The 21,427-nt window shown below is 75.8% G+C and carries 21 protein-coding genes; 13 read left to right on the top strand and 8 right to left on the bottom strand.

Going from position 1 to position 21,427, the window contains the following annotated elements; all coding sequences use genetic code 11:
• Positions 1-64 precede the first annotated feature (64 nt).
• On the top strand, positions 65-1,843 hold the full coding sequence (gene uppS / locus ACIRRH_RS16845; protein WP_403067376.1) for a polyprenyl diphosphate synthase: 1,779 nt from the start codon (positions 65-67) through the stop codon (positions 1,841-1,843).
• Here the strand turns inward: uppS and ACIRRH_RS16840 are convergent.
• Positions 1,803-2,468: a hypothetical protein gene (locus tag ACIRRH_RS16840; RefSeq protein WP_403067374.1), complete on the bottom strand. Its 666-nt coding sequence runs from the start codon at positions 2,466-2,468 to the stop codon at positions 1,803-1,805. The genes uppS and ACIRRH_RS16840 overlap by 41 nt on opposite strands.
• Before the next feature lie 400 nt (positions 2,469-2,868).
• Here ACIRRH_RS16840 and ACIRRH_RS16835 point away from each other — a divergent pair, with 400 nt between their 5' ends.
• The 3 genes from ACIRRH_RS16835 to ACIRRH_RS16825 are packed head-to-tail and all read left to right on the top strand — an operon-like array spanning position 2,869 to position 4,891.
• Positions 2,869-3,648: a DUF2071 domain-containing protein gene (locus ACIRRH_RS16835; RefSeq protein WP_403067372.1), complete on the top strand. Its 780-nt coding sequence runs from the start codon at positions 2,869-2,871 to the stop codon at positions 3,646-3,648.
• On the top strand, positions 3,645-4,472 hold the full coding sequence (locus tag ACIRRH_RS16830; protein ID WP_403067370.1) for a class I SAM-dependent methyltransferase: 828 nt from the start codon (positions 3,645-3,647) through the stop codon (positions 4,470-4,472). Before ACIRRH_RS16835 ends, ACIRRH_RS16830 begins: the two co-directional genes overlap by 4 nt.
• Positions 4,469-4,891, top strand: coding sequence for a hypothetical protein (locus ACIRRH_RS16825; protein ID WP_403067368.1), 423 nt, complete (start codon positions 4,469-4,471; stop codon positions 4,889-4,891). The genes ACIRRH_RS16830 and ACIRRH_RS16825 overlap by 4 nt, the downstream gene beginning before the upstream one ends.
• A 271-nt stretch (positions 4,892-5,162) precedes the next feature.
• Here ACIRRH_RS16825 and ACIRRH_RS16820 read toward each other — a convergent pair whose 3' ends face one another.
• Positions 5,163-5,810 (bottom strand): response regulator, encoded by a 648-nt coding sequence (locus tag ACIRRH_RS16820; RefSeq protein WP_403067366.1) that lies wholly within the window; start codon positions 5,808-5,810, stop codon positions 5,163-5,165.
• On the bottom strand, positions 5,795-7,015 hold the full coding sequence (locus ACIRRH_RS16815) for a sensor histidine kinase (RefSeq protein WP_403067364.1): 1,221 nt from the start codon (positions 7,013-7,015) through the stop codon (positions 5,795-5,797). The genes ACIRRH_RS16820 and ACIRRH_RS16815 overlap by 16 nt, the downstream gene beginning before the upstream one ends.
• A 181-nt stretch (positions 7,016-7,196) precedes the next feature.
• Between ACIRRH_RS16815 and ACIRRH_RS16810 the strand changes: the two genes are divergently transcribed.
• Positions 7,197-7,976: an ABC transporter ATP-binding protein gene (locus tag ACIRRH_RS16810; RefSeq protein ID WP_403067434.1), complete on the top strand. Its 780-nt coding sequence runs from the start codon at positions 7,197-7,199 to the stop codon at positions 7,974-7,976.
• On the top strand, positions 7,976-10,351 hold the full coding sequence (locus ACIRRH_RS16805) for an FtsX-like permease family protein (RefSeq protein WP_403067362.1): 2,376 nt from the start codon (positions 7,976-7,978) through the stop codon (positions 10,349-10,351). The genes ACIRRH_RS16810 and ACIRRH_RS16805 overlap by 1 nt, the downstream gene beginning before the upstream one ends.
• Positions 10,352-10,396: 45 nt before the next feature.
• Here ACIRRH_RS16805 and ACIRRH_RS16800 read toward each other — a convergent pair whose 3' ends face one another.
• Both ACIRRH_RS16800 and ACIRRH_RS16795 read right to left on the bottom strand, forming a co-directional pair.
• A complete protein-coding gene (locus ACIRRH_RS16800) occupies positions 10,397-11,161 on the bottom strand; it encodes an alpha/beta hydrolase (RefSeq protein ID WP_403067360.1) in 765 nt (254 codons plus the stop codon).
• A 147-nt stretch (positions 11,162-11,308) separates the two neighbouring features.
• Positions 11,309-11,590, bottom strand: coding sequence for a DUF6401 family natural product biosynthesis protein (locus ACIRRH_RS16795; protein ID WP_403067358.1), 282 nt, complete (start codon positions 11,588-11,590; stop codon positions 11,309-11,311).
• Positions 11,591-11,827: 237 nt separating this feature from the next.
• Here ACIRRH_RS16795 and ACIRRH_RS16790 point away from each other — a divergent pair, with 237 nt between their 5' ends.
• The 3 genes from ACIRRH_RS16790 (at position 11,828) to ACIRRH_RS16780 (ending at position 14,635) form a co-directional block, all read left to right on the top strand.
• Positions 11,828-12,754, top strand: coding sequence for an LLM class F420-dependent oxidoreductase (locus ACIRRH_RS16790; protein WP_403067356.1), 927 nt, complete (start codon positions 11,828-11,830; stop codon positions 12,752-12,754).
• A gap of 93 nt (positions 12,755-12,847) precedes the next feature.
• Positions 12,848-13,555 (top strand): AAA family ATPase, encoded by a 708-nt coding sequence (locus ACIRRH_RS16785; RefSeq protein WP_403067354.1) that lies wholly within the window; start codon positions 12,848-12,850, stop codon positions 13,553-13,555.
• Positions 13,556-13,648: 93 nt separating this feature from the next.
• The gene (locus ACIRRH_RS16780; protein WP_403067352.1) at positions 13,649-14,635 is read left to right on the top strand and encodes a zinc metalloprotease; all 987 of its coding nucleotides are present in this window, start codon (positions 13,649-13,651) and stop codon (positions 14,633-14,635) included.
• Positions 14,636-14,664: 29 nt separating this feature from the next.
• Here the strand turns inward: ACIRRH_RS16780 and ACIRRH_RS16775 are convergent, their stop codons facing one another.
• Complete coding sequence (locus ACIRRH_RS16775; protein ID WP_403067350.1) at positions 14,665-15,051, bottom strand: hypothetical protein; 387 nt, start codon at positions 15,049-15,051, stop codon at positions 14,665-14,667.
• Between the two features lie 149 nt (positions 15,052-15,200).
• On the opposite strand from ACIRRH_RS16775, the gene ACIRRH_RS16770 reads away from it, so the two are divergent.
• Positions 15,201-15,662: a universal stress protein gene (locus ACIRRH_RS16770; RefSeq protein ID WP_403067348.1), complete on the top strand. Its 462-nt coding sequence runs from the start codon at positions 15,201-15,203 to the stop codon at positions 15,660-15,662.
• 51 nt (positions 15,663-15,713) lie between these two features.
• A complete protein-coding gene (locus tag ACIRRH_RS16765) occupies positions 15,714-16,562 on the top strand; it encodes a DNA-formamidopyrimidine glycosylase family protein (protein ID WP_403067346.1) in 849 nt (282 codons plus the stop codon).
• On the opposite strand, the gene ACIRRH_RS16760 is transcribed toward ACIRRH_RS16765, so the two are convergent.
• Both ACIRRH_RS16760 and ACIRRH_RS16755 read right to left on the bottom strand, forming a co-directional pair.
• Positions 16,510-17,145, bottom strand: coding sequence for a uridine kinase (locus tag ACIRRH_RS16760; protein WP_403067344.1), 636 nt, complete (start codon positions 17,143-17,145; stop codon positions 16,510-16,512). The two genes, ACIRRH_RS16765 and ACIRRH_RS16760, sit on opposite strands and share 53 nt — an antisense overlap.
• Positions 17,146-17,192: 47 nt before the next feature.
• Positions 17,193-18,515 (bottom strand): PQQ-binding-like beta-propeller repeat protein, encoded by a 1,323-nt coding sequence (locus ACIRRH_RS16755; protein WP_403067342.1) that lies wholly within the window; start codon positions 18,513-18,515, stop codon positions 17,193-17,195.
• A 302-nt stretch (positions 18,516-18,817) separates the two neighbouring features.
• Between ACIRRH_RS16755 and ACIRRH_RS16750 the strand changes: the two genes are divergently transcribed.
• Together ACIRRH_RS16750 and ACIRRH_RS16745 are read left to right on the top strand one after the other, a co-directional pair.
• A complete protein-coding gene (locus ACIRRH_RS16750; protein ID WP_403067340.1) occupies positions 18,818-20,797 on the top strand; it encodes a PAS domain-containing protein in 1,980 nt (659 codons plus the stop codon).
• Positions 20,689-21,339, top strand: a complete 651-nt coding sequence (locus ACIRRH_RS16745) for a PP2C family protein-serine/threonine phosphatase (RefSeq protein WP_403067338.1) — start codon at positions 20,689-20,691, stop codon at positions 21,337-21,339. Before ACIRRH_RS16750 ends, ACIRRH_RS16745 begins: the two co-directional genes overlap by 109 nt.
• Positions 21,340-21,427: the final 88 nt, after the last annotated feature.

The following is a 21,427-nucleotide window of genomic DNA, read 5'->3' as shown; positions in this document are numbered from 1 at the left end:
CGCCCCCGCCTCGTTGACCAGACGGCGCACGGCGCACGGTGTCGGCGGAGGGCGGGGAACGGGCATGGCGGGGAACGGGGCGGCGGCGGTGGGCGGTTCGCCGGAGCTGGAGGAGTCGTACCGGGTCTGCGAGCAGGAGGTGGCACGCCGGCTGGCCCCGTTGCGGGCGATCAGCGACATGCTGCCGCCCGAGGTGCGGCCGTACTTCCACGCCGTCAACGGCTTCGCCTCCCGGTCCGACCGGATCGCCGACGACGTCGATGCCGACGCCGACGCCCACGAAGGCGACGGTGAAGCCCACGAAGGCGACGGTGAAGCCCACGCCGTCGCCGGCCCCGCCGAGCGGGAGCGCCGGTTCGCCCGCTGGCGGGCCGAGACCCTGGCCGAACTGGCTGCCGGCCACAGCGAGCACCCGCTGCGCCGGGCCTTCGTGGACACCGTGCGGCGCTGGGAGCTGGACCCGGCGCTGGTCGAGGAGTTCCTGGACGCCACCCTGGCCGACGGCGCCCGCCCGCCGGCTTTCGAGACCCACGCGGACCTGCGCCGCCACCTGCGGGGCGTCGCGGGGACGATCACCGAACTGTGGGCCCCGCTGCTGGGGGTGCGGGGCCCGCAGGCGGTGGGCGCGCTGTCCGCACTGGGGGAGGCCTGCCAGCTGGCCGACATCCTGGAGGACCTCCCGCTCGACCTCGCGGCCGGCCGCTGCTACCTGCCGCAGGAGGACCTGCGCCGGCTCGGCCTGACCGTCGCCGACCTCGGCCGGCTCGCCCGCCGACGCGACCACCGGGCCGCCCTGGACGGGCTGGTCGAGTGCCAACAGGCGCAGATGCACCGGCTGCTGGAGCAGGCCCTGCCCGCCACCTGGCTCGCCGCCCCCGGCTGCCGCCCGTTCCTGCACACCCTGCTGCTCGGCGCCCAGCTCCAGTACGACGAAGTGGCCCTGGTGCGCTCACGCGTCCTGACCGAGGGCCTCACACCGCTGAGCTCCGACGGCATCACGCCCCACCGCCGCGGCCGTTCGGTGTCCTCGGAGGGCGCGCCCGCCCACGTCGCCGTGATCATGGACGGCAACCGCCGCTGGGCCGAGGCCCGGCGGCTGCCCGCCCAGCAGGGCCACCAGGCCGGGCAGCGGGCCGCACTGCGGCTGGTCAACGCGGCGCTGCGGCTGGGCATCCGGCACCTGAGCCTGTACGCGTTCTCCACCGAGAACTGGGACCGCCCGCCCGAGGAGCTGACCGCGCTGTTCGACTCGCTGGCCGACGGCCTCACCCGCAGCGCGGAGGGCCTGCACGCGCTCGGCGTGCGGATCCGCTGGTGCGGCCGGCGGGACCGGGTGGACGAGTCGCTGGCCTCCTCGATCGCGCTGGTGGAGAGCCTGACGTCCAACAACGGCACGCTGAGCCTGACGGTCTGCGTGGACTACGGCGGACGGGAGGAACTGACCGCCGCGGCCAGGAGCCTGGCCGCCGAGGCGGTGGCCGGTGGGATCCGTCCGGAGGCGATCGGCCCGGCCGACCTCGCCCGGCACCTGTACGTCCCGGACCTCCCGGACGTCGACCTGCTGATCCGCACCTCCGGGGAGCAGCGGATCAGCAACTTCCTGCCCTGGCAACTCGCCTACGCCGAGCTGCTGTTCGACCCCACGCCGTGGCCCGACTACGACCTGGCCCGGCTGCGCGGGGCGGTCCGGGCCTACGCGGCCCGCGAGCGCCGCTTCGGCGCCGGCGTGCCCGCCCAGTCCCGGCAGTCCGGGCAGCCCGGGCAGCCCCGCGACGACCGGCCGGCTGCCGCCGCTCCTCCTCCTACACGGCCGGGGGAGGGGTGTACGTCCCCTCGGCCGTGACGTACCCCAGCACGGTGTCCACGGTGACCGGGTGCGCGCCGAAGTTCGCGGTGTACGCGTCCACCGCCTCCTGGGTGGGGCGCAGCGGCACCCCGCTGAGCCGGACCTTCATCGGCTGCCCCGCGGGCACCGGCTGGGCCGTCAGCTTCCCCTCCGCCAGGCCGCAGTGGAAGGCCGAGCGCTGCCCCATCTCCGCCCCGCCGACCTCGCAGCGGCCGGAGCCCAGGCTGTCCTCGATCGCGCCGGCCAGGTTCACCACCTGGTAGACCCCCTGGGGGGTGCGGACGGAGACCCCGCCGTCCAGCGCCCCGTCGCCGCGTGCCTTCGGCGGGTTCGCGAGGGACGGGTCACCCTGGGCCGAGCGGATCGGCAGGCGCACCGCCGGGCCCCGGTCGTTCAGCACCATGCGCGCCGGGGCGACGACGTCCACCATCGCGTGGTGGCGGTCCAGTTGGGCCTGTGCCTCCGGGGTCCAGCGCACTTCCACCCAGCCGTCGGAGAGCGTGCCCAGTCTTCCGGCGCGGCCGGTGCCGCCGTCACCGGCACCGGCCGCCGTCCCGGTGAGCCACCCCAGTAGCGGGGCGGCCAGCGTCGCGCCCAGCAGCGACCGCCGCGTCGTGCTCATCGTTGCGAACCGTCCTTCCCGGGCCGCCCGGTACGGCCCCGGGACGGATCATCCGTCCACCGACCGTCTCCGAGGCCGGTGTGGAGGGAGAAACCACCCGTGTGGGGGGAGCGAGAAGCAGTCCCGGGTGGTTCGTTCGGGCACAGGAGCCCCCCGGGACCGCTGCCCGCCGGGTGTCCGGTCCGGTAACCGGGCACCCCGTCCGGAGGCCGGCCGCCTGCGCTCGCGCGGCGCGGGCACCAGGCGTTCACGTACCCCCTCCCACTCCGAGTTGAACGCGTTCAAAGTCGTGCGCCATGATGAGGACGTGCGAGAACACCCCGCCGCGGCCTGCGGCGGAGGGCGGTCCCGTGCTGCCCCGTCACGCTCCGAATCCCCGTACCAGACCACGGAGTCGACCGTGCGACACCTGCTGCAACGCCACCCCTTCGCGATGCGCACCCACTTCGTGCACTCGCTCGTCCTCACCTACGCCCTGCCGCCGAGCCGGCTCACCCCGCTGGTGCCGCCCGGCCTCGCCCTCGACACCTACACCGACCCCGACGGCACCGAGCACGGGTTCGTCGCCGCCGCCGTCGTGGACACCCGGGCGCTGCGCCCGGCCGCGCTGCCCGCCCGCCTCGGCCGGGACTTCATCCTCACCGGCTACCGGGTCTTCACCCGCTTCCCGACCCCCGGCGGCCGCACCATGCGCGGCCTGCGCATCCTGCGCTCGGACACCGACAGCCGGATGATGGCGGTCGGCGGCAACATCTTCTCCCGCTACCACTACCGGCACGCCCGGATCGGCACCCGGGTGCTCGGCGACACCCTGGAGTTCAAGGTGCTCAGCGGCGACGGCCGCGCCGACCTGCACGTGCGCGCCGACCTCGGCAGCGCCCCCGCCGCCCTCCCGCCGGGCAGCCCGTTCGCGGACGCCCGCGCCGCGCGCCGCTTCGCCGGCCCGCTGCCCTACACCTTCGAGTACGAGCCGCAGACCCGCTCGATGATCGTGGTCAAGGCCACCCGCGCCCACTGGGACCCGGCCCCGGTGTCCGTCGAGGTGCCCCGGCTCACCTTCTTCGACCACGGCCCGCTGGCCGGCAGCCGGCCGGTGCTCGCCAACGCCTTCCACGTCGCCGGCCTCGACTACGGCTGGCACGCCGGAGAGCGCCGCGACCTCACCGGAGCCGTCCGATGACCGCCCCCACCGCGGCCGGGCCCCGCCCGTCGGCCGCCTGCCCGGCCGTCCTGCGCCCGGCCGCTGCCCGGCTCGACGGCCCCCGCCCGTCCGGCGTGCGCGAAGTCGTCCGCTACAACTGGCCGATGTACGCCGCCGGTGCGCTCACCGTTGCCGCCGGCCGGGCGCTGGCCCGCCGACTGCCCGGCCCCGCCGCCGCGCTCGCCCGTACGGCCGCCGCCACCGCCGCCGGCTACCTCGCCGTCAGCACCCTCGCCACCTGGTGCGTCTACGACCGCTCCGCACTCCACCGCTACGACTGGCTGCCCGCCCTGCTGCCCGACGGCCCCGGCGACCACCTGGTGATCAGCACCGGCCTGGACGAGGCCAGCCGCCCGCTCGCCGCCCGCCACCCCGAAGCCCGCGGGCGGGTCGCCGACCTGTACGACCTGGCGCTGACCGCGGGCGGCTCGATCCGCCGCGCCCGCCGTCACGCCCCGCCCGCCCCCGGCGCCATCCCGGCCCGCCCGGGCGCCCTGCCCGCCGCAACGGGTGCCCTGGACACCGTGTTCGCCGTCTTCGCCGCCCACGAGCTGCGCCGGCCCGCCGACCGCACCGCCCTGTTCACCGAGGCCGCCCGCACCCTGCGCCCCGGCGGCACCCTGCTGCTGGTCGAACACCTGCGGGACGCCGCCAACACCGCCGTCTACGGCCCCGGCGCCTGGCACTTCCTGCCCCGCGACACCTGGCTCCGGCACGCCGCCGAGGCCGGCCTGCACCCGGCCGCCGAACGCCGGATCGCCGGCCTGGTCACCGCCTTCGCCTTCCGGAAGCCCGCATCATGACCGGACTGATCACCCTGGAATCCCAGCTGCGCCTGGTCGGCGCCGCCCTCGTGACCGCCGGCCTGGTCCACGCGGTGCTGCCCCGCGCCATCGGCTGGCCCGCGGACCTGTCCGGCACCACGCTGCTGACCCGTCAGGTCTCCTACGCCCACCTCTTCTTCATCGGCCTCGCCTGCGCCCTGCTCGGCCTGCTCCCGCTCTGCCTGGCCCCCGACCTGCTCGCCGGCGGCCGGCTGGGCACCGCCCTGCTGGCGGGCCAGACCCTCTTCTGGGGCCTGCGCTGGCTCTTCGAATTCGCCTACTTCTCGCCCCGGCTGTGGCGCGGCGACCGCCTGCGCACCCTCGCGCACCTCGGCCTGTCCGTCCTGTGGACCTGGGTGACGGCGGTCTTCGCCGCCGCCCTCTGGAGCACGGTCTAGGGCCTCTCTTATGGACCAGGTCGGATCAGCGCGCGGCGTTGGAGTGCGTGCATCGCAAGGCGGAGGAGGGCGTCCATGCGGAGCATGGGCAACCGACGACAACGCAGCGAGGTGCGTGCTCCAACGCCGCGCGCCCGGCATGATCCATAAGAGAGGCCCTAGTCCGGCCACGGCTTCCAGGCCTCCGGCTCGGACGGCGGCAACCGGCCCACCACGCCCAACGGCACCGGGCCGCCCACCGGGTGAGCCGGCCGGACGGTTCCCGCCGTCCTCAAGCCCCCAGGTAGCGCAACACCGCCAGGACCCGCCGGTGGCCGTCCACGTCCACCGGCAGGTCCAGCTTGGCGAAGATGTTGCCGATGTGCTTGTTCACCGCCGCGTCGCTGATGAAGAGCTCCGCCGCGAGCGTGGCGTTGGAGCGGCCCTGGGCCATCAGGGCCAGCACCTCGCGTTCGCGGGCGCTGAGGCGTTCCAGCGGGTCGTGCCGCAGTCGGACCAGTTGCTGGACCACCTCTGGGTCGACCACCGTCCCGCCGCCGGCCACCCGTTCCAGGCCGGCCATGAAGTCGGCGACCGCGCCCACCCGCTCCTTCAGCAGGTAGCCGACCGCCCGGCCGCCGTCGGAGTCCAACAGCCGCATCGCATAGGACTGTTCGACGTACTGGCTGAGCACCACCACCGGCAGTCCCGAGAACTCCCGGCGCAGACCGACGGCCGCGCGCAGGCCGTCGTCGCGGTTGCCCGGGGGCATCCGGACGTCCGTGACCACGAGGTCCGGCCGCTCGGCGCGTACGGCGGCGACCAGGGCGTCCGCGTCGCCGACGGCGGCGAGGGTGCGGTGCCCGAAGCGGTGCAGCAGCCCGACCATCCCCTCGCGGATCAGGACGGCGTCCTCGGCGACGATCACCCGAAGTGGCACGGTATCTCCACGTGGAGCAGGGTCGGACCGCCGGCCGGGCTGGACACCCGCATCCGGCCGTCGACGGCGGTGAGACGGTCGGCGAGCCCGGTCAGTCCGCTGCCGAGCGCCGGATCGGCGCCACCGCGGCCGTCGTCGGCGATCTCCAGGACGAGCAGGTCCGCGTGGTAGCGGCCGGAGACCCGGGCGTGGCCGGCGCCGCTGTGGCGGGCGATGTTGGTCATCGCCTCGCTGATCAGGTAGTAGAGGCCGGTCTCCAGCTGCCGGGGCAGCCGGCCGGGCAGATCCAGGTCGACGGCGACCGGGATCGGGAACCGGCCGGCCTGCTCCCGGACGGCGGCGGCCAGCCCGTGGTCGGCCAGCACCGGCGGGTTGAGGCCGCGCACGATCCGGCGTAACTCCTCGTGTGCGGCGCCGAGTTGCTCCTGCGCCCGGGCCAGCTGCGGGCCCAGCGGCGATTCCGGCGGGATGTCCAGGTGCATCAGCCCGAGCGTCATCCCCAGCGAGACCAGCCGCTGCTGCGCGCCGTCGTGCAGGTCCCGTTCGATCCGCTCCCGCTCGGCGTCGAAGGCGTCCACCAGCCGCGCCCGGGATGCCTTCACCTCCCGCAGCTGCACGCCCAACTCCGCGTCACGCGGGGCGAGCAGGGTGCGCGCGAGGGCCGCGCGGGCGCCCGCCCAGGAGGTCACCGTGTACGGAGAGGAGAGCAGCACGAAGGCCCCGAACACCGACCACGGCCAGGTGGAGCCGTCGAGTGACGAGAAGCAGAGCGCCGGCACTCCGAAGGAGAAGAACAGCACCAGCAGGTCCAGCCACCACAGCGAGGCTGCCGAGACCAGGGTGAAGCCCAGCTCGCGCCAGGTCACCGGCTCCGTCAGCCGGGTGGCCGCCCAGGCGCGCAGCCCCGGACCGTCCGGAGCCCGGTGCGGGTCCTCGGCCGGGTCCAGGTCCACCAGTCGCAGCCGGCGCCGCTCGACCGCCGCGACCGCCACCGCCGACAGCACCACCCCCACCAGCGGCGCCACCCCCACCAGCACCACCAGCAGCACGGCCCCCGCCACCAGCCCGGCGGCCACCACCGCCAGCGCCGCGGCGCCCACCAGCACCCCGCTCGCCAGGTACGCCACTGAGCGCCAAGGCCACGCGGAGGTGAGGAAGTTCAACGGCCGTTGGGCCATCGCCTGCCATGCCGTTCTCGGACGCATGCGAAGAACGATAGTGCGGCGGGGCAACGGGCGGGGTAGTGCAGGCACTACCTTCCCGGTAGTGCCCGGATCAGTGCCTCCGACGTGCGGATTCGCTGGAATTCCCGGCATGGAGAACCATCGGGAACCCACGGCGGACGGCCGCGCGGCCGCACCGCACGGCATGTCCGCACCGCACGGCATGTCCGAACCGCACGGCGCGGCCGAGCCGCACGGCGTGGTGGAGCTGCACGACGTCCGCAAGGTGCACGGCACCGGCGAAGGGGCCGTGACCGCACTCGACGGGGTGACGCTCGGCTTCCCGCGCGGCACCCTGACCGCGATCATGGGGCCCTCCGGCTCCGGGAAGTCCACGCTGCTCCAGTGCGCCGCCGGCCTGGACCGCCCCACCGGCGGCCGGGTGCTGCTGGCCGGTCTCGACCTCGGCGCCCAGAGCGAGCGCCGGCGCACCGAGCTGCGGCGCGAGCGGATCGGCTTCGTGTTCCAGGCGTACAACCTGGTCGAGTCGCTGACCGCCGCACAGAACGTCGAACTGCCCTCCCGCTTCGCGGGCCGCAGGAAGCGCGGGACCGTCGGCCGCGAGGAGGTGACCGCCGCGCTGCGCGCCGTCGGCTTGGCCGAGCGCGCCGGGCACCGGCCGAGCGGCCTGTCCGGTGGCCAGCAGCAGCGCGTAGCCCTGGCCCGCGCCCTGGTCACCCGCCCCGACGTGCTCTTCGCCGACGAGCCCACCGGCGCGCTGGACACCCGCACCTCGGACGAAGTCCTGAGTCTGCTACGGCGGTTGGTGGACGAGCAGGGGCAGACCACGATCATGGTCACCCATGACCCGACGGCCGCCGCCATCGCCGACACCGTGGTCTTCCTCCAGGACGGACGGATCGCCGACCGGCTGGACCTCGACGGTGACACCACCCGCGCCGCCGCCGCCGTCGTGGCCCGCATGGCCCGGCTGGAGGCGTGATGCTGATCCTCGCCAACGTCCGCGAGCGCTGGTCGAGTCACCTCGCCTGCTGGCTCGCGGTCCTGGTCGGCGCCGGGCTGATCACGGCGACCCTGACCGTGTACGAGTCCGCCCGTCCCGCCGTCCAGCCCCGCCTTGCCGCCACCACCGCCCTGGTACTCCCGCCGCAGGCCACCGACCGCGGTGGCAGCCCCAAGGACCGCATCCCGTGGAGCCCCGCCGAGGCGGCGGCTCTCACCGACCGGCTGCGCGCGCTGCCCGGCGTGGCAGCCGTCGTGGTGGACCGCGTCTTCTACGCCCAGGCCGTCCGGGACGGCAGGCCGGTCCCCGACGAGGGCGCGGCCGAGGCCGGACACGGCTGGTCCTCGGCCCGGCTGGCCCCGTACCGGCTGCTCACCGGCCGGGCCCCGGACACCGCCGAGGAGGTGGTGGTCGACCAGTCCCTCGGCGTCCCGGCCGGCGCCCGGCTGACCGTCAACCTCACCGCCGGACGCACCGAGTTCACCGTCGTCGGCACGGTGGACGGCCCCGGCTACTACCTCAGCGACGCCGCAGCCGCGCAGCGCGACCCGGGCGCCCGGACGATCGCCCTGCTCCCCGCCCCCGACACCCCGGCCGCCGGCCTGGCCGCGGCCGCCCGCACGGCCGTCGGCGACCGGGCGACGGTGGTCACCGGCGACGGCCGCGCCGCGCTCCAGCCCCGCCACGTCGAGCACCGGCGCTTCCTCGGCACCCAGCTGATCGCCGCACTGGCCACCCTCGGCGTGTTCACCACCGGCTTCCTGGTCGCCTCGATGCTCGTCCTCGCCACCGGCCTGCGGCGCCGCGAACTCGGCCTGCTGCGCACCTTCGGCGCCACCCCGGGCCAACTGCGCCGGATGCTCCTCGGCGAGGCCGCGGTGGTCGGCCTGCTGGGCTCGGCGGCGGGCTGCCTCGCCGGCCTCGCGGCCGCCCCACTGCTGCGCGACGCCCTGCTGCGCCTGGACGTCGCGCCGCCGGGGCTCGCGGTCCGGGTCACGGCCTGGCCGCTGCTCACCGCCACCGCGATCGGCGTCGGCGTCAGCGTGCTCGGCGCCTGGGCGGCGAGCCGCCCGGCCGTCCGGGTCGCACCGTTGGAGGCACTGCACGAGAACCGCACGGGAGAACGGAGGCCGAGCCGCGCCCGGCTGGTCGGCGGACTGGCGGTGCTCGGCCTCGGCACCGGCTGCGCGGTCCTCACCGCCACCGCCGCCGCGGACCGCCGGGTCAGCCTGGCGATCACCGCCACCATGGTGCTGATCACGGCGGCCGCCCTGCTCGCCCCGGCCCTGGTCGGCCCGGTGGGCCGGGTGGTGACCGCACCGCTGCGACGGCTCGGCTCGGCCGGACCGCTGCTGCTGCGGGCCGGGCTGACGGCGGGCGCCGGCCGCGCCGCCGCCACAGCGGCACCGGTGATCGCGGCGGTCGGCTTCGCCGTGCTGCTCAGCGGCGCGGTGGAGACGATGCGGGCGGCCCACCCGGCCGGGCAGGCCCTGCGGCTCGCCGGCCAGGCGATCGTCACCAACGACGGCACCCCGGGCCTCACCGACGAGGCGGCCGCCGCCCACCCGGTCGGCAAGGCCGCCCTCCCGACCCGCGCCTTCGTCCACCGGGCCGACGGGACGACCGTCGTGATCGACGCCCTCGGCTCCCGCGACCCGGCCTGGAGCCGGCCCGGAGAGGCTGTCCTGGGAGTGTCGACGGCGAAGTGGCTGGGCGTGACGGCGGGGCAGCAGTACCCGGTCCGCTTCGCCGACGGCGCCACCGTCCCGCTGCGCATCGCCGGGATCCTGCCGGACGACCCGGCCCGCGGCGACTTCGTCCTCGCCCGGCCCCTCGTCCGCAGCCACGACCCGGCCGCCCTGGGCGACGACCTCTTCGTCCCGGCGGACAGCAGGCCCGTCGCGGTGGTCCCCGGCACGGCCGTCCACGACGCCGTCCGCTACGCGCTGGACGACTACGACACGGACGCCCGGCTGACCGACAGCCTCGCCGCGATGCTGATCGCCGTCGCCGTCGGCTACAGCGCGATCGCCACCGCCAACAGCACCGCCCTGTCCGCCCGCAGCCGCCGCCGCGACCTCGCCGTCCTGCGTTCCACCGGTGGCACCGCCCGCCAACTGGTCCTGCTCGCCGCGGCCGAAGCGGCCCTGGTGACCGCCATCGCCACCGTGCTGGGCCTGCTGGCCACCCTCCCGCCCCTGGCCGGCCTCGCCTCCGGTCTCTCCCAGAGCACCGGAGCCCCCGTCACCCTCCATCTGGATCCGGCCGCCCTCACGGCCGTGACCTGCGCCTGTCTGCTGCTGGCGGGCACGACCGGTGCGGTGGTGACGTGGCGTTCGGTGCGCCGGCCGTGAGGCGGCCGTCCACCTGAACCGTCCCCCGCCGCCGCGCGCGCTGCGTCAGAGGTTCGCCGGGAGGGCCGGCGCCCGGCGGGGCTGGGGCGGGAGGGCGAGGGTGAGGGCCTCGCGGGAGACCGCCGGGAGGGCGAGGGCGGTGGCGGTTTCGGCCGGGAGGGGGTGGAGGCCGAGCAGGGCGGTGGTGAGGCGGGTGGTGGCGCGGTGCCAGTCGGGGATGCGCTGGAGCATGGCGTGGCCGCTGCCGGTGACGGTGTAGCCGCAGACCCGGGCGCCCGCGGCGCGGCTGCGGGCGGCGAAGGCGTGGGTGTCGGCGGGCGGGGTGACGGTGTCGCGGTCGCCGTGCAGCATCAGCACGTCCCGTCCGGCGAGCTGTTCGCACGGGTCCTCGGCCGGGCACCACGGTGCGAGGGCGATCAGGCCGGTGACGGACGGGTGGCCGCCGGCCTGGAGTGCGGCGCGTCCGCCCATCGAGTGGCCGACCAGTACGGTCGGCACCGGCCCGAGCAGCGCGGCCAGTTCGTCGAGCGCGGTGGTCGCGTCCAGTGCGGCGTCCGCCCGCTCACCGTTCCAGCCGCGGTGGCGGTAGCGGACGGTCCCGACGGCGATGCCGGCGTCCGCGGTCGCCCTGGTGAGCCCGCGCAGGAAGCCGTGCATCCGCAGCAGCGGGAGGTTGAGGAGCCCGGGCCGGGCGAGGTTGTGCTCCTCGCCGCCGTGCAGCACCAGGACGGCGGCCCGCGCCGCCTCCGGCCGGACGTGCCAGTGCAGCGCCCGGTGGCCCACCGCGCGCTCCGCCGCCGTACCGTTCACTGCCGCACCGTCCCGTCCGTCCCGCCCCGTGGCCCGTCCCCCCGGACCGCCACTGTACGCGCGCGGACGGCTGGACGGTTCACCCGAGGGGGCCGTCCCGGACACCGGAAGGGGGAGCAGAGCCGGTAGCCCGTGGTGTCTGCCGGCTCAGACCTTCAGCAGGCCCTGCTCGCGCACCAGCCAGCAGATCGCGGTGAGGCGGGTCACGGCGTAGTCGTAACCGACCGGCTCCCGCCAGCCGATCTCGGCGAGCGCGTCCAGGAAGCCCAGCGCGTAGTCCGACAACTCCCCACGGTCCACGGGCCAGGGCGCGAGTTCCGGCCCCTGCGCGTACAGCAGCTCCCGCAGCATCGCCGTGTGCTGGTCGACCGCCGCCACGAAGCCCGGCTCGAAGGCGAACTCGGCCAGCCGGGGCGTGAAGGCGGTCACGATGCCGGGCAGCGGGCAGCCGGCCGGCTCGTCGGGGAGCGCCGGAAGGAATCGTCGGAGGTGGCGAACATCCGTCCACGGTAGGCGAGCCCCGGGACGGGAACGGGCGGCCGTGAGGGTTCCGTGCTGAGACCTTGGCCACCCCTGCCCGGGCCGGCCCGCCCGCCCCGCGGACGTTCTGCGGCCCGGCGGATCCGTTGCGCCGACCGCCGGGTGGTCGGTACCACAATGGCCGGCATGGATCTCCGCATCTTCACCGAACCCCAGCAGGGCGCGAGCTACGACACCCTCCTCGCGGTCGCCCGCACCGCCGAGGAGCTCGGTGCCTTCAGCGCCTTCTTCCGTTCCGACCACTACCTGAAGATGGGCGACGTCGACGGCCTGCCCGGGCCCACCGACGCCTGGATCACCCTGGCCGGTCTCGCCCGCGACACCAGCACCATCCGCCTGGGCACCCTGATGACCGCCGCGACCTTCCGGCTGCCGGGCGTGACCGCGATCCAGGTCGCCCAGGTGGACGCGATGAGCGGCGGCCGGGTCGAGTTCGGCCTCGGCGCGGGCTGGTACGAGGCCGAGCACACCGCGTACGGCATCCCCTTCCCGAAGGAGAAGTTCGGGCGGCTGGAGGAGCAGCTGGCGATCATCACCGGGCTGTGGAACACCAAGCTCGGCGACACCTTCGACTTCGCCGGCGAGTACTACACGCTGACCGACTCGCCCGCGCTGCCCAAGCCTGCCCAGGAGCACGTCCCGGTGCTGGTCGGCGGCCTCGGCCCCAAGCGCACCCCGGCCCTGGCGGCCCGCTTCGCCGACGAGTTCAACCTGCCGTTCGCCTCGGTGGACGACACCGTCGCCCAGTTCGGCCGGGTCCGCGCCGCCGTCGAGCGGGCCGGGCGCTCGGCCGACGACCTGGTCTACTCCAACGCCCTGGTGGCCTGTGTCGGCCGCGACGACGCCGAGGTGGCCCGTCGCGCCGCCGCGATCGGCCGCGAGGTGGACGAGCTGAAGGAGAACGGCCTGGCCGGCACCCCGGACGAGGTGGTCGAGAAGATCGGCCGGTACGCGGCGGCCGGCAGCGAGCGGATCTACTTCCAGATCCTCGACCTGGACGACCTCGACCACCTGGAGCTGATCGCCTCCAGGATCGCCCCGCAGCTCGGCTGACGCGCCCTTCGGGCCGTCGGCGGGCCGGCGGCCCGGCACCGGCCGGGGTCGTCCGTACCCGCCCCGACCTCCGCCCTTTACTCACTCTTGGGAATGCGCCATGCTCCTTGGACGGGAACGGCGGGGGGAGACCGGGTGAGCGGGACGAGAACGGTGCGGACGGCGGCGCCGAGGGTGCCGCCGCCGCGCACCGCCGGGGAACGCGTCGTCCTGCCCGCGCCGTACGAGCCGCCCGCCCGGCACGAGCTGCGCGGGCCCGGGCCGGCGGCCCTGCGCTACCCGGCCGGGGACCTGCTGGTCGTCACCGGTCTGCCGGGCAGCGGCAAGAGCACCCTGATGCGCCGCTGCGTCCGCGCCCCGCTGATCGACTCCCAGCTGGTCCGCGAGGAGTACGCGGCCAGGCTGCCCGGCCGCCTGCCGTACGCGTTCTACCGCCCGCTGGCCCGGCTCGCCCACTACCGGCGGCTGCGCCGGGCCGTGCTGGACGGCGGGCCGCTCGCGGTGCACGACTGCGGCACCCAGCCCTGGGTGCGGGCCTGGCTGGTCGGGGCCGCCGCCCGGCAGGGCCGCCGGGTGCACCTGCTGCTGCTCGACGCCGACCCGGCCGAGGCGCTGGACGGGCAGCGGCGGCGCGGGCGCGGCGTCTCGCGCTACGCCTTCGCCCGGCACCTGGCCGCGGTCGGCCGGCTGCGCCGCCGGATCCTGGAGGCCGGGCGGCTGCCGGCCGGCTGTGCGTCGGCCGTGGTACTGGACCGGGCCGCCGCGCGCGCCCTGCGGGAGATCGACTTCACGGCGTCGTAGTCTCGGCGAGTCCGCGCCGGGCGCCGGCGGGTCCGGCCGGAGCAGGCCCGGGGCGCGGCGCAGACTCCGTCAACTCCCCCGTCAGGAGCGCTGATGCGTCGTACTGCCCGGGTGCGCTCGCGTGCCCCCCGACTGTTCCCCTGCGCCGCTGCGCTGGTCGCCGTGGCCGGTCTGAGCCAGTTCGCCGCACCGGCCGCGCACCGCGCCGCTGTGCCGGCGGCCGGGTGCGTGGACGACGGCGACGGTGCGGCCGGTGCCGGTGCCGGTGCCGCGGCCCGGCTGCCGGCCGGCAGCCGCCCGGGCCGGGACCCGAACGAGGTCAGCGCCGCGCAGGCCCGGGCGATGCAGGCCGACCTCGACCAGCGGCTCGCCGAACTGGGCACCGGCCGGGTCCGGGCCGCCGTTCCCACCACCGTCCCGGTCTTCGTCCACGTGATCCACGACGGCGGCGCCGGACGGCTCGACCAGGCCGCCGTCGCGGGCCAGATCGACCACCTCAACAGCAGCTACGGCGGCCAGGGCGAGGGCAACGCCCCGAGCCCGTTCCACTTCCGGCTGGCCGGCACGGACTGGACCGACAACGCCTCCTGGTACACCGGCATGACCCCGGGCTCGCCGGCCGAGCGGGCGATGAAGACCACCCTGCGCAAGGGGGACCAGGGCACCCTCAACCTCTACACCGCCCGGCTCGGCAAGTCCCTGCTCGGCTGGTCGACGTTCCCGAACGCGTACCGGACGAACCCGGCCGACGACGGCGTCGTGGTGCTCGACGCCTCCCTGCCGGGCGGCGCCGCCACCCACTACAACGAGGGCAACACCGCGACCCACGAGATCGGCCACTGGCTCGGCCTCCTCCACACCTTCCAGGGCGGCTGCCGGGCCCCGGGCGACTACGTGGACGACACCCCGGCCGAGCGCACCGCCGCCTCCGGCTGCCCAGAGGGCCGCGACACCTGCCCCGGCCCGGGGCTCGACCCGATCCACAACTTCATGGACTACAGCTACGACTCCTGCATGACCCAGTTCACCCCGGGCCAGGTCCAGCGGATGGCCAACGCCTGGGCCGCCTACCGGAGTTGAGTCGAGCCGGGGTCGACCCGGAGGGCGGCTCAGCAGAACACCACGAGGTAGAGCAGCGTCCGGCCGCCGGAGGCGCGGAACTCGTACGCCAGATATTCCAGGGCGGAGGCCCGCTGCCAGGCGTCCGGACGTTCCTCGGGGGCGAGCAGGGAGGGCACGAAGAAGCCCGGTGAGGCTTCGTGCAGCCGGCCCCACCGGCCCAGCGTCATCTCGTCCGCGTGGACCGCCAGCCGCTTCGCCAGCCGCCGGTCCACCGGGCCGCGGGCCAGCCGCCAGCAGCGTCCTTCGGAGTCCACGAAGCCGCCCGACTCGAGCGGGTCGTGGAGCACCCAGCCGTCCTCGTCCTCGTCCTTGGGCGGCAGGGCGGCCAGGACCTCGGCGAAGCCGCCGGTGCGGCGGCGCGGTTTGCTCGGCATCCGGGCATCCTCCCAGTTCCTGATCGCCCGTCGCACTTGGAATTGAATGCGGTGGGCCGCTTCCGGCGTGGCAGATGGCGACTGTTTGTCCGATTTGATCTATGTTCGGCGGGTCCGGACCGATCAGGAGCAACCGAAGGAGCAAGGGCATGAGTGCCAATCCCCGGATCGTCGTCGGCGTGGACGGCTCGCCCGCCTCGGAGCAGGCGCTGCGCTGGGCGATCGACTACGCACGGGCCGTCGGCGGGACGGTCCACGCGATCGCCGCCTGGGAGTACCCGGCCTTCTACGGCTGGGCCGGGCAGGGCGTGCCGACCGTCGAGACCTTCAACCCCGAGGAGATCGCCGGGAAGACCCTCAGCGAGACCATCACCAAGGTGGCCGGCGACGACGCCGGCGTGCAGATCACCGAGACCGTGATGCCCGGCAACGCCGCCCGGGCGCTGCTGGAGGCCGCCAAGGGCGCCGCGCTGATCGTCGTCGGAAGCCGGGGCCTGGGCGGCTTCACCGGCGTGCTGCTCGGCTCGGTCAGCCGCCATCTCACCGAGCACGCGCCCTGCCCGGTGGTCGTGGTGCGCGAGGGCCAGGCCGCCCCGGAGCAGTCGGCGTAGCGCACCGGGGCCGGTACCCCGCCGGGCCGCCGTACGGACCAGAATGGAGACATGCCAGAAGGTGACTCCGTCTACCGCGCGGCGGCCCACTTGCACGAGGCCCTCGCCGGACAGCCGCTGACCAGCGCGGACCTGCGGGTGCCCGCGCACGCCACCGCCGACCTCACCGGCCGCCGGGTGCTGGAGGTCGCCCCGCGCGGCAAGCACCTGCTCGCCCGCTTCGACGGCGGCCTCACCCTCCACACCCACCTGCGGATGGACGGCCGCTGGGAGGTCTACCGCCCCGGCGAGCGGTGGACCGGCGGCCCCGACCGGCAGATCCGCGCCGTCCTCGGCACCGACCGGGGCACCGCCGTCGGCTACCGGCTGCCCGTCGTCGAACTGCTGCGCACCGCCGACGAACGGCGGATCGTCGGCCACCTCGGCCCCGACCTGCTCGGCCCCGACTGGGACCCGGTCGAGGCCGTCCGCCGGCTCCTCGCCCGCCCGGGCCGCCCGCTCGTCGAGGCCCTGCTCGACCAGCGCAACCTCGCCGGGATCGGCAACGTCTACGCCAACGAGCTGTGCTTCGTGGCGGGCGTCACCCCCTGGACCGAGGTCGGCGAACTCCCGCACCCCGACCGGCTGGTGGAGCGCGCCCGGCAGATGCTGGAGGCCAACAAGCTGCGCCCCGGCCACATCACCACCGGCGACACCCGGCCCGGCTACCAGCACTGGGTCTACGGCCGGGCCGGACGGCCCTGCCCGCGCTGCGTCACTCCCGTGGTCACCGGGCGGCAGGGCTCGCCGCCGCGCGACCGGGCGGTGTACTGGTGCCCGTACTGCCAGCGCGGCCCGGCCCCGGAGGTCACGGCCGCTCGACCAGCGCGGGGTGGCGGGGGTCGTCCACCCGGACGGTGACGTCGGCCGCCTCGGCGGGCCCGGTCTGCGCCTCGTAGCGGGCGAAGGCGGGCAGCGTCCACTGCTGGTCGGCCGGGGTACGGCGGGCCAGTGCGGCCGGGCCGAGGGCCAGGTGGACGGTCAGCTCCAGCGGCAGCCAGCGGCCGAGCAGCAGGGCGCCGTCCAGCAACAGCACGCCGCCGGGCGGGAGTTCGGTGTACGGGGCGCGGGTCGACCGGTCGGTGACCGGGTCGCGCAGGGAGGGCAGGACGCGGCCGCTGCCGCCCGGCTCCAGCGGGTCGAGCACCTCGCGCAGCAGGGCGCCGTCGTCCAGCCAGAGGTCGTGGAAGGCGTCCGCGTCCTGGTGGCCGTACTCCAGCCGGATCGAGGCGGGGCGCAGGAAGCCGGAGGCCGAGACCCGCAGCGTCGGGTGGCCGCGCAGCCGCAGCGGCTCCACCAGGGAGTCGGCGAGCGCCTCGGGCCGGGCGGCGGCCGCGCCGTCCACGGCGACCCGCAGGCGCCGGCCGCCGGCGCCGGGCAGGGCGGTGATGCGGTCGGCGAGCAACTCGGCCAGGTTGTCGGGGGAGATCGGGCGTACCTGCATCGGGTCGTCCTGCCGTTTCGTGGGGTCCTGTCGTTTCGCCGGGGCGCTCAGTGCAGGGGGAGGGCGTGCAGGATGTCGTCGTGGCCCGCGTAGAGGAGGTTTCCGTCGAAGGCGAGCGTCCAGACGTCCTTGCCCGGGCCCGAGTCGTGGAAGGTCCAGCCCAGCTCGCCGGTCGAGGTGTGGATCGCGCTGACGCCGCCGACCGCCGTACCCGGGACGAACAGCGTCCTGTCGCCGACCAGCGGACGGGTGCGGCGGTCCAGTGGGAACGGCAGCCGGCAGGACCAGAGCACGGTGCCGGAGTGCGACTCGTGGCAGGTGACGACGCCCTGGTCCCACGGGATGTACACCTGGGGGCCGTCATGGAGGGGCGGCAGGGCCCGCCGGGACTCGCCACGGGCGGGGGAGTACGTCCAGCCCGGCTCGCCGGTGGCCCGCAGCATGCGCACGCCGCCGTTGCCGTCGGGGACGTAGAAGTTCCCCGAGCCGGTCACGCACCAGCGCAGGTCCTCGTCACCGGGGGCGGTCCACAGCTCGCGGCCGGTGGCGGCATCCCGGGCCACCAGCTCGGCGCGGCCGCCGAGGAAACGGACGCAGGCGAGGAGGCCGCCTCCGCTGTGGGTGGTGGGGATGACGGGCTGCTCCTCCCGCTCGGTGCGGACGGACCAGAGCAGGGAGCGGTCGGTGACCCGCAGCGCGAAGAGACGGTTGTCCGTCGGGGCGCCGTCGGCCCGCGGGCGGCCCCAGGAGTAGCCGTAGAGGACGCCGGGGCCGTAGCGGTCGTAGCCGGCGAGGCGGATCTGCCCCTGGAGCTCGTCGGGCAGCGGCCGGCTCCAGTCGGCGGCGGGGTCGGTGAAGTGGCGGGCCTCGACGTGGCCCTCGTAGGTGGTGAAGAGGTGTTCGGGCCCGACCACCACCTTGCCGAGCATGTCGAGGTCACTGGGCCAGCTGCGGGCGGCCGGCGGGTCGACGACCAGCAGCCGGGCGGCGGTGCCCTTGGCGGGGTCGAGGACCTGCAGACCGTTCTTGGAGAGGTAGACCGGGCGGCCCGGCGGGTCGGTGAGCCGCTCCGGGGTCATCGCCTCCGGGCCGCGGTAGGTCCAGACCGGCGTCGGCCCGGACAGCGCGGTCGGATTCGGCCTGGTCGGCCCCGGCGAGGGCAGGGCCTCACCGAAACCCGAACGGCCGAACGCCCAGGCGGCCCCGCCCACCGCGAGCACCCCGGCCCCGACCAGCATCCGGCGCCGACTCGGCCGCGGGCGCTCACCGCCGCCCGCGATCACGTCCTCGGAGGTCTCGCCGCCGGCGGCTTCCTCGTCCCACTGCCACGACGTTCCACGTGTGGGACCCCCGGACGACGGCGACTGCATGCGGCTCTCGCTTCCCCACCGGCGGCCTCACGCCGCCACCCGCCCGGAGAATATCGAACGGGTCCCGAACCGCCCGGAACCCCCGCGACGCCCCCGCACGAGGTCCGTCCGGGAGCCCGGGGGAGGTACGCCGTGACGGCCGAGACGATCACACCCGAGCGGATCCCCCGAGGTCGACCGCGGTGGCGCGACGGGATGTGCCCGGCATGCCGTCCGTGCCGGTGCGAGCCGGGCTCCGGGGCCGCCCGGGGCCGGAGCGGGCTCGCCTTGACACTGTTGCGGGCCCGGCGTAGCACAAGAGCATGCGCCATCCGCACGCGACCGGTGGGGCCGCTGGTACGCGGCCCGGTCCGGACCGGCCGCAGGAGCCCGGCGCCGGCGCGCAGACGGGTCGGGCGGCCCGCCGGTCCGTCCCCGAGACGGACCGGCGGACGGAGCACCGGCGGGACGGGCTCTTCGCCGAGGCGGTGCGCCGGGTGCTCGGGTCCACCGGGGCGTACGGCGCGCTGGTGTACCTGCGCTCGCGGGACCGCCGGTCGCTGGTGCTGCGCACGATCACGGGCGTGCCGCTGGCAGTGATGAGCCCGTTCCGGCGGGTGGCCGCCGCGGGGCCGCTGCCGGTCGCGGTCTGCTTCCGGACCGGGCACGTGATCACCCTGACCGGCACCGAGGACACCATGCGGCGCTTCCCGCAGCTCGCGGTCGGCCTGCCGTACGACTTCGCCTCCGCCTGCGTGCCGGTGGCGCACGGTGAGGAGCGGTTCGGGGTGCTGAGCGGGCTGTGGCCCGCCTCGGACGAGGGCGTTCCGGAGCCGGCGGTCCGGCGGCTGGCCGAGGTGGCCGAGCGACTGGGTGGGGAACTGGCCGAGCTGGCGGAGCCCGGGCAGCCGATGGAACCCGGCGGCGAGGTGGCCGTGGTGGAGCTGCCGCCGCCGGCGGCGTCGGCCACCCGGGCCGGGCTGTTCGACTGGGACGTGGCCACCGGGGCACTCGCCGCCGACGAGCGGTTCCGGGAGATCTTCGGCTTCGGGCCGGGCGAGTTCGACGGCACGGTGGCCGCGCTGAACAACCGGGTCGCCCCCGGCGACCTGCCGGAGTTCCGGGCCGCCGCCCGCATCGCGCTGCAGCGCGGCGAGGTGCTGGCCGCCCGGGTCCGGGTACTCGGGCCGGACGGCCTGCCGTACCCGGTGGAGCTGTGGGCCCGGGTGCCCGTGGCGATCTCCGACGGCCGGACCCACCTGGTCGGCGCGGTGCTGGACGTGCGGAGCCTGACCGACGCCGCGGCCGCCGTCGAGCGGCTGCACGAGGGGGTGTTCTCGCTCGACCCGGACGGCCGGATCTGCTACGCCAACCGCGCCACCGAGCCGCTGCTCCGGGCCCGCCGCGAGGACCTGCTCGGCCACCACCCCTGGGACGTGCTGCCCTGGCTCGCCGACCCCTTCTACGAGAACCGCTACCGCGCCGCCCTGCTCTCCCAGCGGCCCACCGCCTTCCTGGCCGCCCACCCGCCGGACGGCTGGCTCGCCTTCTCGCTCTACCCGGACCCGCACGGCGTCACCGGCCGGGTGGTCGCGGCCGAGGCGCCGCCGGGTGCTGCCGAGCCGCTCGCCGCCCCGCCGCCCGCCCGCACCGGGGTGGGCAGCACCCACCACCTGCTCCAGCTGGCCAGCGCCCTCACCGAGGCGGTCACCGTGCGGGACGTCTGCCGGGCGGTGGCCGAGGAACTCCTGCCGGCCATCGGCGGCCAGGAGCTCGCCATCTACGCGGTGCGCGACCAGCGCCTGCACCTGCTCTCGCAGACCGGCTACCCGGACGGCTTCCTGGACGCCTTCGAGAGCACCCCGGTCGACGCCCGGGTGCCCGGCGCGGAGACGCTCAGCACCGGCACCCCGATCTTCTTCGAGTCGGTGCGCGAACTCGCCGCCACCTACCCCGGCCTGACCCTGGACGAGATGGGCGCCTGGGCCTTCCTGCCGCTGATCGCCTCCGGCCGGTCGGCAGCTGCATCATCGGCTTCGACCTGCCGCGTCCGTTCACCGTGGAGGAGCGCGGCCTGCTCACCGCGCTCGGCGGCTTCATCGCCCAGGCCCTGGAGCGCGCCCGGCTGTACGACGCCGAGTTCCTCCTGGCCCGTGGCCTGCAGCAGGCGCTGCTGCCGCACGGGCTGCCCGAGGTGCCCGGCATCCGGATCACCGCCCGCTACCTGCCCGGCACCCAGGGCATGGAGATCGGCGGCGACTGGTACGACGCGATCGTCACCGGCGGGGACGTCACCCTGGTGATCGGCGACGTCGAGGGCCACAGCGTCGGCGCGGCCGCCGCGATGGGACAGCTGCGCAGTGCCGTGCGCGCCTTCGCCACCGGCGGCGACCCGCCCGACGAGGTGCTCGCCCGCACCAACCGGCTGCTGCTCGACCTCGACCTCGGGCTGCTCGCCAGCTGCTGCCTGGTCCGGCCGACCCCGGCCGCCGGCCTCGCCCGGATCGCCCGGGCGGGGCACCTCCCGCCGGTGCTGCGACACCCCGGCGGGCGGGCCGAGGCGCTGTATGTCCCGGGCGGGCCGCTGCTCGGGGTGGACGAGCGGGCCGACTATCCTGCCAGCGACCTGCGGCTGTCCGGCGCAGCGGTGCTCGCCCTCTACACCGACGGGCTGGTGGAGGACCCGGCGGTGGCGATCGACCGGGGCGTGGAGCGGCTGCGGGTCGCGCTGGCCCGGGCCGTGGCGGGGGAGGGGCTGGAGCAGGCGGCCGAGCGACTGCTGCGCGAGGTCGGCTCGACCCACCGGGTGGACGACGTGGCGCTGCTGCTCACGGCCTTCGGCTGAGCGGCCGACGGGCGGGGCCGAACAGGCGACTTTCGTCGGCGCGGGGCGGCGACGAAGGAGGACGGCGGGGGCTCCGGCCGGACCGATA

The organism is Kitasatospora sp. NPDC101235 (assembly GCF_044767505.1).
Classification (GTDB): domain Bacteria; phylum Actinomycetota; class Actinomycetes; order Streptomycetales; family Streptomycetaceae; genus Kitasatospora.
Note: the sequence above shows the minus strand (reverse complement) of the source record. Positions and strands in the feature narration are given on the sequence as shown.

Excerpts from the sequence above, each read along its gene's own strand:
- uppS (WP_403067376.1), top strand. The coding sequence starts at position 65 with ATGGCGGGGAACGGGGCGGCGGCGGTGGGCGGTTCGCCGGAGCTGGAG.
- ACIRRH_RS16840 (WP_403067374.1), bottom strand. The coding sequence starts at position 2,468 with ATGAGCACGACGCGGCGGTCGCTGCTGGGCGCGACGCTGGCCGCCCCG.
- ACIRRH_RS16830 (WP_403067370.1), top strand. The coding sequence starts at position 3,645 with ATGACCGCCCCCACCGCGGCCGGGCCCCGCCCGTCGGCCGCCTGCCCG.
- ACIRRH_RS16825 (WP_403067368.1), top strand. The coding sequence starts at position 4,469 with ATGACCGGACTGATCACCCTGGAATCCCAGCTGCGCCTGGTCGGCGCC.
- ACIRRH_RS16815 (WP_403067364.1), bottom strand. The coding sequence starts at position 7,015 with ATGCGTCCGAGAACGGCATGGCAGGCGATGGCCCAACGGCCGTTGAAC.
- ACIRRH_RS16810 (WP_403067434.1), top strand. The coding sequence starts at position 7,197 with ATGTCCGAACCGCACGGCGCGGCCGAGCCGCACGGCGTGGTGGAGCTG.
- ACIRRH_RS16805 (WP_403067362.1), top strand. The coding sequence starts at position 7,976 with ATGCTGATCCTCGCCAACGTCCGCGAGCGCTGGTCGAGTCACCTCGCC.
- ACIRRH_RS16790 (WP_403067356.1), top strand. The coding sequence starts at position 11,828 with ATGGATCTCCGCATCTTCACCGAACCCCAGCAGGGCGCGAGCTACGAC.
- ACIRRH_RS16785 (WP_403067354.1), top strand. The coding sequence starts at position 12,848 with ATGCGCCATGCTCCTTGGACGGGAACGGCGGGGGGAGACCGGGTGAGC.
- ACIRRH_RS16780 (WP_403067352.1), top strand. The coding sequence starts at position 13,649 with ATGCGTCGTACTGCCCGGGTGCGCTCGCGTGCCCCCCGACTGTTCCCC.
- ACIRRH_RS16775 (WP_403067350.1), bottom strand. The coding sequence starts at position 15,051 with ATGCCGAGCAAACCGCGCCGCCGCACCGGCGGCTTCGCCGAGGTCCTG.
- ACIRRH_RS16770 (WP_403067348.1), top strand. The coding sequence starts at position 15,201 with ATGAGTGCCAATCCCCGGATCGTCGTCGGCGTGGACGGCTCGCCCGCC.
- ACIRRH_RS16765 (WP_403067346.1), top strand. The coding sequence starts at position 15,714 with ATGCCAGAAGGTGACTCCGTCTACCGCGCGGCGGCCCACTTGCACGAG.
- ACIRRH_RS16760 (WP_403067344.1), bottom strand. The coding sequence starts at position 17,145 with ATGCAGGTACGCCCGATCTCCCCCGACAACCTGGCCGAGTTGCTCGCC.
- ACIRRH_RS16755 (WP_403067342.1), bottom strand. The coding sequence starts at position 18,515 with ATGCAGTCGCCGTCGTCCGGGGGTCCCACACGTGGAACGTCGTGGCAG.
- ACIRRH_RS16750 (WP_403067340.1), top strand. The coding sequence starts at position 18,818 with ATGCGCCATCCGCACGCGACCGGTGGGGCCGCTGGTACGCGGCCCGGT.